Raw genomic sequence first — 11,828 nt, forward strand, 5'->3', positions numbered from 1 at the left:
TCCCCTTTATAAATAGTCTAATTTATTGGAGGGAAAGACTCCACTTTTATTAGGGGGCCGTGAGGAATGTGCAGGCTTTTCGTCCTTTTCTTCGAAAATGAAGCCATTATGGAGGAAATAACTGCATTTTCGCAGGAATTTATCAACTTAGGGCTAATTATAGCGAAATTCCTGCATATTTGCAGGCTTTTCTTGTGCCGTCCATTTCATTTCATGCCGTCTGGCTTACACCAACTGTGAAAGCCCCAATTAAGCGTCTTTATGGAAGCCGAGATCTTTAAGAATTCGCTCCTGATTGCGCCAGTCTTTCTTCACTTTGACCCAGAGCTCTAGGAAAATCTTCGATCCAAGCAGCCGTTCAATATCCATTCTTGCCCGTTTGCCGACTTCCTTCAGCATTGCGCCTTGTTTGCCGATAATGATCCCTTTCTGTGAATCACGCTCAACAAATATTACAGCCCCTACATAGACAACCCCGTTATCTTGGACACGCATATCTTCAATCGTCACTGCGATGGAATGCGGAACTTCCTCCCGGGTCATATGTAAAATTTTCTCGCGAATCAGTTCGGCACATACAAATTGCTCTGGATGGTCTGTAATTTGATCTTCAGGATAATACTGCGGTCCTTCTGGCAAGTACTTGCCCAACTGTTCAAGCAGCGTATTCACATTATTGCCCAGCATCGCCGAAATTGGCACGATTTCAGCAAAATCATGTAGCTTGCTATACTCCTCAATCAACGGAAGCAAAGCCTCTGGCTCTACACGATCGATCTTGTTCAGCACCAGAATAACTGGTGTTGACAAGCCTTTAAGCTTCTCGATAATAAAGCGGTCGCCCCCGCCAAGACCTTCTGCCGCATCAACCAGGAACAAGACGGCTTCAACTTCACCAAGCGTGTTCAACGCCGTCGTGTTCATGAAGTCGCCTAGCTTCGATTGACGCTTATGAATGCCAGGAGTATCCAAAAATACAATTTGCATTTCATTGGTCGTATAGACTCCGTGAATTTTATTCCGCGTCGTCTGCGGTTTGTCGGACATAATTGCGATTTTTTGGCCAATCACCTGGTTCATTAGTGTGGATTTACCGACGTTTGGACGGCCGACAATAGCAACAAACCCCGATTTGAATTTAGATTTTGTCATATATGCAATCCTTTCATTATTCGTTAATCATGAATTCGCTCCATACCTTCAATCATAAGTTGCCTCATTCCTCAAGCTGCAATGCAGCGAATCAGCGAATAAGTTCAAATCATCCCAAGCCAAGTCATTACAGGCTGATAGAATAATAGCGCCGCAACCAGTACAGAGATTATCGCTGCCACTAGCACCGCTGCGGCAGCCGCATCCTTGGCAATCTTGGCCAGCTTGTGCCAATCTGGACTAATCAGATCGACCGCCTTCTCGATCGCCGTATTCAGCAGTTCCGTGCAAATCACTAGCGCGATCATAACTAGTAATAGAGCAATATCCCTTAGCGGGAGTTGAAAAAACAACGCAGCCAGCACCACTAAGATGCCGGCCAGTACGTGAATGCGCAGATTTCGTTCTGTTCGTAAAGAATGGATGATCCCCTCAAATGCACAGCCGAATACATCGCTCCATTTACGCTTCGATCTCATTAGCGGAGCAGTCCTACTTGCGAAAGAGCTGCCTCTTGTTTGCCCATCATTTCCGCTTCACTAGCTTCATCCTGATGGTCATAGCCAAGCAAATGCAAGAAGCCATGGACGAACAAGAAGCCAATTTCCCGATTAAGAGAATGTCCGTAGTCCTCGCTCTGCTGCTGAGCACGCTCTACAGAGATAATGATATCGCCAAGCACGTCTGTCATTGCATCCAGCTGATCCGCTTCTTCATCATCCACTTCATAGACGATCTCCAGTTCATCACCCAGGGATTCCTGCATCGCAAAGGACAATACATCCGTTGGCCGATCAATACCACGATAGGTCCGATTCAGTTCATGAATATTCTCGTCATCGACGAAGGTCAGGGCAACCTCGCCTTCCGTCACCCCTTCCGCTTCGCCTGCCTTTTGTAGCAATGTATCCAATAAGGCAATCAATTCGTCGCTAATTGCCAGCTTATCCTGCTCGCTACTCCATTCTAATTTAAGCGCCATTTCCTTCCTGCCCCCTGTTGTTCTCTTCTTCCGCCGCTTTCGTCTTCTTCATCTGCTCCGGATATTCGATCCTGGAATGGAAGATCCCCATCACCGTCTCCTTCAGCGTCTTGGCAACGACATCAAGCTCACGCATCGTCAAATCGCATTCATTAAACTGGTGATCGTCTAGACGGCTCTTAATAATCTTCTCAATCATTGTCTCTACCTGTTCCACCGTCGGCTTGCGCAGCGAACGAACAGCCGCTTCTACACTATCCGCAATCCCTACTACGGCAGCCTCTTTGGATTGAGCCTTAGGACCGTGGTAACGGAAGTCCTCTTCTGTGAACTCAGGCTTAATTCCTTGCTCTTCAGCCAAGGTCAGCGCCTTATGATAGAAATAATGCAGGCAGGTCGTTCCATGATGCTGCTCAGCGATATCGCGAATCGGCTTAGGCAGCTTGTATTCTTTCAACATCTCGACTCCATCTGTCGTATGAGCGATAATGATCGACTTACTCAGCTTCGGATCGATGAAATCATGCGGATTCTCCATATTGTTCTGATTCTCAATAAAATAGCTTGGACGCTTCGTCTTACCAATATCGTGATAGTAAGATCCCACGCGGCATAGCAGCCCGTTCGCGCCGATCGCCTCAGCTGCCGCTTCCGATAGATTGCCTACCATCACGCTATGATGGTAGGTTCCCGGCGTCTCGATCAGCAGCTTGCGCAGCAAAGGATGGTTCGGGTTAGACAACTCTACCAGCTTGAGCGCAGACAAAATTCCAAAAGTAACCTCAAAGAAAGGCATTAAGCCGATGACAAGAATTGTCGTCAGCAGGCCTCCAGCAACGGCAAAGCCAATCGTATACAGCGTGCTGGATTCTGTCCATCCTTTATTGTCAATCAGGATCAACGTGAAAGCCGAGAATGATCCGAACAGACAGATCATTATGCCTGCCTTCAACAACGTCGAACGCTGGCTGGCCCGATGTATTGCGAAGATCGCCGCAAAGGAAATCACGATCGTAAAGAAACCAAAGCTGAAGTCAAAAATTTGCCCTTTATGCACATTCAAAATCACACTCGCCAGGACACTGAACAAAATAGTACAAATATATGCAAGCTGTAAATCAAGCAACAATGTAATCAGCATAGCTCCAACAGCAACTGGAGCAAGAAAACCAACATATATTCGCTGCTCATTCTGCAGAATAGCAGCTAGATGCATCGAGATAATTGTAATCACAATAATCATGAGCAGCATCACAAACTGCGAATTGTTGTATTTGAAACGGCTGACCCCTTCTGATTGACGGATATACATAATCAGTCCCAGCGCAAGCATGGAAGAGAGCATGACGAGAGCGAATTGTGGCCAATAGTTGACCTCTTTCTTAAGCAAGCCATTCTTCTCAAGCAAGCTATACATCTCTTCAGTGATTTTCTGCCCCTTGGCTACGAGTACGTCCCCCTGCTTAATAAAGACCGTTGGAGTATTCTCCCGTGCCTCTACCTTGGCCGTCTTGGTCGCCTCTTCATCATAGAACTTGTTAGGGGTAATCACAAGACGAGCCAGCTCCTGCACAACTTCACGGGATACCCGCTTGCTCAGGGAGCTCGTGCTGACCATTTCAGCCACTTTTGCCCTGGCTGTCTGAGCATCAACGATCTGATCCGTCATCAGCCGTGAGACGATATCTGCGGCTACCGGCTTCATCTCATTAACATCTTCGAGCGTCAGGCGCGGAATCTTAATAAATGTCTCTTCAGAGATATGGTACTGCTGCTCATTAATTCGATCTGTGGCCTCTTGAAACAGTGTAGGCGTATATTCGTTCGAATTCCGATTATTCTTAATGAAGTTCTGTATGTAATCCTTAACCCGCTGAGGCAGTTCATCACGGTAGATCTTCGTCTTTTCCTCGGTCGACACTTGATCATCCTGATTCAACCGGGTGATCCGATCAAGAATTTGTCCAATAAGAATCTCATTGCGCATTGGAAGGATCGTATATACTTGTCCTACCTTCTCAGCCGCTTCTTCCTGGGCCTTCAACGTCGCTTTGGTATCCGGAATTTCCATCGGAGCTAGAATCTCTTTATCACTGGGCATGCCAACCGCAATATCATAGGTTTCTGGCAACAGCTTGGATGCCATACTCACATACAGGATCACAATCAAGAGAACATACAAAATATAGCGCACGGTAGCGCTATATTTCCATCCTGCAGCCTTCGATTGGAACTTGCTCTTTTTTTGCATTTCATTTGAGGTCATAGAGACAGCCCTCCTATACTAGGCCTGATTTTCAGCGGCACGATCATAAGCAACAATAATCTTCTGAACAAGCGAGTGGCGCACCACATCCGACTCCACAAAATCAACAAACCCGATTTCATCAATATTATTCAGAATGGTTCTCGCCTCAATCAGCCCGGATTTCTTACCTCGCGGAAGATCAATCTGAGTCACATCCCCCGTAATGACCATCTTCGAGCCAAAACCAAGCCGAGTCAGGAACATCTTCATCTGTTCAGGCGTCGTATTCTGGGCCTCGTCCAATATGATGAAAGAATCATCCAGCGTACGACCGCGCATATAGGCAAGAGGAGCGATCTCAATCAGTCCCCGTTCCAACGCTTTGGCTGTCTGATCCGGTCCCATGACGTCATATAACGCGTCATACAGCGGACGTAAATAAGGGTCTACCTTCTCCTGTAAATCTCCTGGTAGGAAGCCCAAATTCTCCCCAGCCTCGACCGCAGGACGGGTCAGGATAATACGCTTAACCGAGCCTTCCTTCAGCGCCGAGATTGCCAGTACGACGGCAAGATACGTCTTGCCTGTACCCGCCGGGCCGATACCGAATACAATATCGTTCTTCTTGATCGTCGTGACATAATGCTTCTGTCCGATCGTCTTGACACGTATAGGCTTGCCCCGGAAGGTTACAGCGATCTCTCCCTTATATAAATCAAGCAATTGATCAGCTCTGAAATCCTGTGCCAGATCAATCGCATAGAGCACATCTCTTTCGGTCAATATATATCCATTGCGGATAAGTTCAAGCAATACCTCGAATAACTGCTCAAGCCGTTCAACATCGCCATTTTGTCCGCGGACAGATATTTCCGACTCTCTCAGGACGATGTTTGCTGTAAATCTCTTCTCGATCAACTTCAGGAATGCATCTTGGGGGCCGAATAGCGACAAACCTTCAGACGCACTTTGAAGCGCTATTTTGACACTGACAAGTTGTTCTGACAAATTAGCCTCATTCTCCTTGCTATTGTACGATTGGTAGTTCTTTTGCTATATCCTGATCTACTTCAAAATGCACTTTCATATAAACTTTACCATTCTCGGTCTTCTCATGCAAAATTTTTTGCGATAAAACTACACTATTTGTCCCGTACTTGCTCATAATATCGCGTTTTGCCGCTTCTATTCCATCATTTTTTGCCTTTTCCTCAGAAATCGCCAATTCAATGAAAGTCGTCTCCATAATCTCCTCGCTCATCCAGCCGATGGGCAGCTTGAAGCTTCTCCAGGTGAGCGGATCCATCTTCGTCATGGTGTTGGATTTCTCAAAATCGACCTTCCCGTATCCGGTAAGCTGAATCGCTGTTTTGCCAAAATATAAATACCCGCGCTCTTTCTTCTCCCCAGTATAAACCTTCTGCTTGCGCAGCAATGGAATTTCGATATTGTATTCATGCCAGACAATACCTCTGACCTCTCCCTTGGCGACAACTCTCTTGCCCCCCTGTTCACCAGAGATAAGAATTTGCCCCTTGCGAACACGGTCATTCTTTCTCACTTCCGGATTGCCTCTCTCTGCATAAATACGTGTGACAACTGCATCTGACGTACTGACAAAACTACGCGGGTTCATCAGCTCCAGCTCTTTCGGCTTCGACGCCTCCACGATCTGGATCGTGATCTTCGTTCCCGTGCGCGAGACGCCAACCCAGGAGACCCCCGACAGCTTGCGGGCTAGATCCTTGGAGAGCTCGTCCTGTCTGGGCAGCCGATAAATCCATTGGAAAGGATATACTCCCTCGCTACGGGCAGCAAGCAGGATATCTTCCTTTGGAATTTTGCTATTGCCCTCCACTTCAATATCCCATACCAGAGAAGATAAAGCTAGTACAACGCCGATAAAAAGGGCAAATCCAAAGACGAACCATTTACGTTTCCATAATCTGACCATCATAAAAGGAATGCCTGAGCGCCGCTTTACACTTAGACGGCAGCCTGTCCGCTTTAGAAGCGGACGCAGCTTGAAGAAGTCCGCTAGCTGGATGTTCATCTCCATTGTCCCATCCGGGAGCGGCTTCAAATCCCATACCTGTATCTCTTTCTTCGTTAGCTCATTGACGAGAAGTTCAATCGATTTACCGCGGACGACAATCGTAACTACGCCGCGCAAATTAGCAAAGACGGGTGATTTCACAACTTACTCCTCCGTTCCGCGATATTTAATTCCTTCGATTTTCCCTTCGATGACGATTTCCTGTGGCAATATTTCCTTTATAACAAGTCCACTCCCCTCGACCTCAAGAGAACCGTGGCTTAACTCCAATTGAAGCTGTTCCGGAGAGAAGAACACTACCCCGCGATGATTCTCTATGTACAACTGCTTACCTCCGATCAAGGTGAGCCTTGGCAAATTAAAAACAAGATCTCCTGGCAAGTCGAGCGCATCGACCGTCCATTTGCGAAATTTGCGGACAAACCGGCTCATATGAGGCAATCCTCCTTCCCCTACTGTACAAAATATGCGGGGAGGCGGTGATTTATGAAAACACAAGAAAAAACACCTTCTACGATGTAGAAGGTGTTTACCTCTATTAGCTATTGCAGAGACTGTTGCACTGCCTGATTAATGAGCTTACCGTCAGCCCGACCTTTGACCTTGGGCATAAGTGCGCTCATCACTTTCCCCATATCAGCTTTTGAAGAAGCACCGGTTTCCTGGATGGTCTGCTGTACAATGACTTTAATTTCTTCTTCAGTTAACTGTTTGGGAAGGTATACGGCAATGATCTCAACTTCCGCTCTGGCACTCGCGGCAAGATCTTCGCGACCCGCTTTTTCAAATTCTTGGAGGGCATCTTTGCGCTGTTTGATCTCACGACTTAGGATATCAAGCACTTCATTATCGTCCAAAGTTCTTTTCAAATCTATCTCAAGATTTTTAATCGTAGAACGTACCATTCGTATGGTGGAGAGTTTGAACTTGTCTTGACTCTTCATCGCTTGCTTCATATCTTCGTTCAATCGCTCGCTAAGATTCATGGTAGCTAATTCCTCCTAAAACTTTCTCTTACGAGCAGCCTCGGACTTTTTCTTGCGCTTTACGCTTGGCTTTTCATAATGCTTGCGTTTCTTCACCTCAGCCAATACGCCATCTTTAGCAATGGAACGTTTAAAGCGACGAAGTGCAGCATCAATTGTCTCGTTTTTGCGAACTTTAGTTTCAGACACCAGTTTTCCCTCCCTCCGACCAGACCGTCCAAGAGCATAACAACACGGTTCATCAAGCTACATTATAGGGGAAAAATAAAGAAGGTGTCAACCTGACACCCTGTTTTCCTACTCATTATTTATTACTTTCTTACCTGTGAACACCGATCAGCATGAGGCAAAAACGGCGGTATACCTTAGTTTTTCCACAATTTCAGGCACTTAGCCATTCACAAAATTCGTCAATTTGCATGTGAATCCGAAGTTTGTGCGAGCGCCCCCAGCTTCGCCCCGCCAAGCAAGTGATAGTGAATATGATATACAGCTTGTCCGCTATCAGGACCGCAGTTGTTAATCAATCTGTAGCCTGTCTCTGCAACATCAAGCTCTTTGGCCACCTGCTGTGCAACGCGATGCAATTCACCGATCATGGCATAATCTTCTGAGCCAACATCGTTCATCGTAGAAATATGTTTCTTCGGAATGATCAGAACATGGACCGGCGCTGCAGGCTGGATGTCATGAAATACGAGGAATTCATCGTCTTCATACACTTTTTTCGAAGGAATCTTCCCCTCTACTATACTACAAAACAAACAATTCTCCATTTTACATTATCCTCCTTCAAGGTAGTGTTCAGGCGTGCTCTCTCCAACTTCCTTTAATGATACCGAAAAAAGACAAAAAAAAGAAGCACCCTGCTTCCTCTTAAACAAGGAAGCGAATCTACGGACGTATTGGAATCAAAAATGAGCATTCCTGCCACCAATACGTCCGCCGGGGTGCATCTATAAGATGTCGGCTAACTGTAGTATAACAGCCGCTTGATACTGTATCTGTGATATACATCACGTTTTAATTTATCGTTTAAAATTATACGAAGTTCCTGATGTCATTCATCCGTTTGAACTTATAAGAAGCGAGTAAGAAGAAGACTACAATAAATCCTCCCAGCACTAGCAGATTGAACACTATACTGGTGAAACTATCGCCCTCTTGCAGCTGTTTGATGGTCTGTAATACCCAATGTTGGGGCAGAAAATCAGCGATGCGTCGTAAGAATGCCGGCATAACATCGATCGGGAAGAAACACCCGGCAAGCAGGCAACTCGGTGTTATAATCAGATTCTGCAGAGCCCCGGACATCCCGCTGCTCTTAGAGAATGCAACGATGGATAAAGAGATGCCCACTGAAATTAGTGCAAATAAAGCTAACAGACCGACCAATTGATACAGCGGTATTCCCGTATCGAATTTGAACACATACCTGATGCAAATGACGGTGAATCCGATCTGTATCAGCATGACCATAAAATTGACAATAATATTTGAAATTACATAGGTTCTAGGAGTAATCGGCGAAGACATAATCCGGAAGTAAGTACGATCCTCTCTTCCTTTCAGAATCAATTCAGATAGGTTGATGGCCGACATCATCATGAACATGATCAGAAATCCGATCGATTGATAAGACATCTGAACCATCAAAGAGTTATCATGCACAGTATTAGCCGTTAATTGGAAGTCCTGTTTCTGATAATCTTCATAAAGCTGCTTGAATCGGGTTGGATCGCCTTCAGAAATTTGACCAACCGCAGCAAAATTATCTATATAGTTATACAGCATTGCCTTCACATATGCCGTCACCTGAGCGCCCTTCAGCGATTGAATGACGATTTGTGCAGGTTCTCCGGCTAGTACGCTGTCTGAATAACCCTTCTGTAAGATTAACCCGCTGTCGAGCTTGCCGGCGGCAAGCTGCTTCTGCATTTCGGCCTCCGTCACATTCTCAACTTTGACCTGATCAAGACCCTGTAGAAAAGAGATGGTATTCGCGGCAATCTCTGCCCCGTCCTCGTTGACTACACCGACGTGCAGCCCTCCTTGGCCGTTCCCAGAATAGATTAATAGAGAGAACAGAATGCCTGCCAAAGGTAATCCGAGGTACACAATCAGGTTGCTACGTTTTCGGAAAGTCGTACGCAATAATGTTATGACGAGCCAATAAATATCTTTTAGCATATTATAGTCCCTCCCTACGCCGCATCATGATCGCTGCAATCGTCAGCATCACGGCAGCGATTCCGATATTAAGCGCAAATACCGGCCACATCTCCCAAATCTCATTCCTATAGACGATGCCCGTCAGCGCATTATTCGTCCAGCGGACCGGAGACATTCGAATGATAAAAGACATGATCTTGGTTAACTCAATCCCCGCTTCATCGAATGGGAAATAGGCTCCTCCAAAGATCGCCCCGAGCTGTGTGATCAACAGAAGTATGGCGCGACTCGCTGTATCCTTGAAAATATAGCTGACGGCCAGCCCCAAGCTAACGGCCATAATAACTTCAGATAACAACAGGAGAATGACGACGGGCAAATGATCACCCCAATATGCACCAAAGGCAAATTTGCTGAAGAAGATAATAATCAGAACACAAAGCATATTCACAGCGAGATTGCCAAGGACCTTGCCAATGAAAATATCTCCTTTATTAATCGGAGCAGCCACGAGCCGGAATGCTGTCCCCTCTCTGACCTCCCCGGTAATTAACTGGCCGGCAGACATTGCGCCCCACAAGGCGACCAACGCGGTCATCGCCATTGCATAATAATCCAGTGCGCCGGGCTTACGATCAGGAATTAGCGAAGTCTCCTTGATATAGTTTTGGGCTGCGGGCTCGGAGCCCACGACTCCTATTTTGTCAGGCTCCAGCTTAGCAATTGTACTGATCACCTTGTATTTCTCAGTGAACGCAGTCAGCGTTCCCTGCAAAATTTGATGCTCCAACGTAATGAAGCTGTTACTGTATAGCTCAATCCCATCCTTTGTTAGTTCTACGTAGTCGGCATAGCGCCCAGCCCTTACCTCTTCCATACCATCCATACCCGCCTTTAGGTCCTCGAACAGGATACCTGATTTGGCCGTCTCCGCGGAGAATGCCGCGAAGCTGCGTGTTAGAGCCTCATTCTCTCCCCTGTCCTTGACCAGGACGTGAATTTTGTCGATGTTCGTCGTTCCGCTCTCAAAAGCATTGCTGAGCGCAAAGCCCAAAATCATCATCAGCACAATTGGAAATGCCAGCATAAATATTAGCGTCCAGCGGTCGCGCATATCCTGCAAAACTTCTTTATACGCAATGCGTAAAATGTTCATTGATTTCCCTTCCCCCGTTCATTAGCATCGCCTTCCACGCTTCTTAGTCCCGAAGTGTCCGTCCGGTCAGCGTCAGAAATACCGTCTCCAGATTCGGCTCCTGTTCCTCCACCGAACGGATATCCGCATCATGGTCGATCAATTCCTTCAGAATCAGACCGAGATTATCCACTTCCAGATCGCAGAAGACTCGCACAGTCTGTTCCATCAATTCGACACTTCTTACACCGGGAATTCTGCGCAAAGTATCGGCAAGGCTCGGAATGCATTTCTTGAGCTCGATCCGAATCTCTTTAACATCCGTAATGGTCGCTACCAGCTGCTCCTTCGTCCCCTCTGCGATGACCTTACCATGATCGATAATAGCGACCCGAGTGCAGATCTCTTCAACTTCCTCCATATAATGGCTGGTGTAAATGATTGTACAGCCCATCTCATTCAGTTTGCGTACCGAATTTAGAATATAATTCCGGGAGTGCGGGTCGATCCCGACCGTCGGCTCATCCATAATGATCAGTTTGGGGCGATGGGCGATCGCACAGGCAATATTAAGGCGCCGCTTCATCCCGCCGGAGAAGTTCTTCGGATAACTCTTCATCTTGTCTTCCAGCCCTACGAACTTAAGGGCTTCAATTGTCCGTTCCTTGAGCTCTGCTCCGCGCAATCCGTACAACCCGGCAAAGAAACTGACATTCTCATAGGCGGTCATATCCTTGTAGATTGCTAAATCCTGAGGCACGATGCCCAGATTCATCTTGGCGTAGCGGCCATGCTTCATAATGTCCCGATCCAAGATCCGAATCTCCCCGCTGCTCGGACGCAGCAGGGAGGCCACTAGATTGATCGTTGTACTCTTGCCCGCTCCGTTTGCTCCGAGGAACCCAAATATCTCGCCTTCCCGAACCGACAGCGATATATTGTCAACAGCTATGAATTCACCAAACTTCTTGGTCAATTCGCGAATTTCCAGTACATTCATCCCAGACACTCTCCATTTCGATTCATCATTTCTCATCCGCTTGATGATCCTATTGTAGAAAAAAAGGATGCCCTTATGTCAGTGCATAAGTTCATCC

The 11,828-nt window shown here is 46.6% G+C and carries 13 protein-coding genes; all 13 read right to left on the minus strand.

What is annotated here, in order from left to right:
- Positions 1-249 precede the first annotated feature (249 nt).
- The 13 genes from era to ABD014_RS21780 all read right to left on the minus strand — a co-directional run bounded on the left by era (position 250) and on the right by ABD014_RS21780 (position 11,731).
- Complete coding sequence (gene era, locus ABD014_RS21720; protein WP_343864812.1) at positions 250-1,152, minus strand: GTPase Era; 903 nt, start codon at positions 1,150-1,152, stop codon at positions 250-252.
- 104 nt (positions 1,153-1,256) lie between these two features.
- Positions 1,257-1,631 (minus strand): diacylglycerol kinase family protein, encoded by a 375-nt coding sequence (locus ABD014_RS21725; RefSeq protein WP_343864814.1) that lies wholly within the window; start codon positions 1,629-1,631, stop codon positions 1,257-1,259.
- Positions 1,631-2,134 carry an rRNA maturation RNase YbeY gene (gene ybeY, locus ABD014_RS21730; RefSeq protein ID WP_343864817.1) on the minus strand — a complete coding sequence of 168 codons (504 nt, stop codon included), beginning with the start codon at positions 2,132-2,134 and terminating at the stop codon, positions 1,631-1,633. Before ybeY ends, ABD014_RS21725 begins: the two co-directional genes overlap by 1 nt.
- Entirely contained in the window at positions 2,124-4,400 is a 2,277-nt protein-coding gene (locus ABD014_RS21735) for an HD family phosphohydrolase (RefSeq protein WP_343864819.1), read from the minus strand. The genes ybeY and ABD014_RS21735 overlap by 11 nt, the downstream gene beginning before the upstream one ends.
- 18 nt (positions 4,401-4,418) lie before the next feature.
- Entirely contained in the window at positions 4,419-5,390 is a 972-nt protein-coding gene (locus tag ABD014_RS21740) for a PhoH family protein (RefSeq protein WP_343864821.1), read from the minus strand.
- Positions 5,391-5,409: 19 nt separating this feature from the next.
- Entirely contained in the window at positions 5,410-6,579 is a 1,170-nt protein-coding gene (yqfD, locus tag ABD014_RS21745) for a sporulation protein YqfD (RefSeq protein WP_343864823.1), read from the minus strand.
- Positions 6,580-6,582: 3 nt separating this feature from the next.
- Positions 6,583-6,870, minus strand: a complete 288-nt coding sequence (gene yqfC / locus ABD014_RS21750) for a sporulation protein YqfC (protein WP_343864825.1) — start codon at positions 6,868-6,870, stop codon at positions 6,583-6,585.
- A 110-nt stretch (positions 6,871-6,980) separates the two neighbouring features.
- Positions 6,981-7,424 (minus strand): GatB/YqeY domain-containing protein, encoded by a 444-nt coding sequence (locus ABD014_RS21755; protein WP_343864827.1) that lies wholly within the window; start codon positions 7,422-7,424, stop codon positions 6,981-6,983.
- A gap of 15 nt (positions 7,425-7,439) precedes the next feature.
- Entirely contained in the window at positions 7,440-7,613 is a 174-nt protein-coding gene (gene rpsU / locus ABD014_RS21760) for a 30S ribosomal protein S21 (protein ID WP_005547957.1), read from the minus strand.
- Between the two features lie 221 nt (positions 7,614-7,834).
- Positions 7,835-8,200, minus strand: a complete 366-nt coding sequence (locus ABD014_RS21765) for a histidine triad nucleotide-binding protein (protein WP_343864830.1) — start codon at positions 8,198-8,200, stop codon at positions 7,835-7,837.
- A 265-nt stretch (positions 8,201-8,465) separates the two neighbouring features.
- Complete coding sequence (locus ABD014_RS21770) at positions 8,466-9,614, minus strand: ABC transporter permease (RefSeq protein ID WP_343864832.1); 1,149 nt, start codon at positions 9,612-9,614, stop codon at positions 8,466-8,468.
- A gap of 1 nt (position 9,615) precedes the next feature.
- Positions 9,616-10,752, minus strand: a complete 1,137-nt coding sequence (locus ABD014_RS21775) for an ABC transporter permease (protein ID WP_343864834.1) — start codon at positions 10,750-10,752, stop codon at positions 9,616-9,618.
- A gap of 43 nt (positions 10,753-10,795) precedes the next feature.
- On the minus strand, positions 10,796-11,731 hold the full coding sequence (locus tag ABD014_RS21780; protein ID WP_343864836.1) for an ABC transporter ATP-binding protein: 936 nt from the start codon (positions 11,729-11,731) through the stop codon (positions 10,796-10,798).
- Positions 11,732-11,828 lie beyond the last annotated feature (97 nt).

Source organism: Paenibacillus motobuensis, from assembly GCF_039521865.1.
Lineage (GTDB): Bacteria > Bacillota > Bacilli > Paenibacillales > Paenibacillaceae > Fontibacillus > Fontibacillus motobuensis.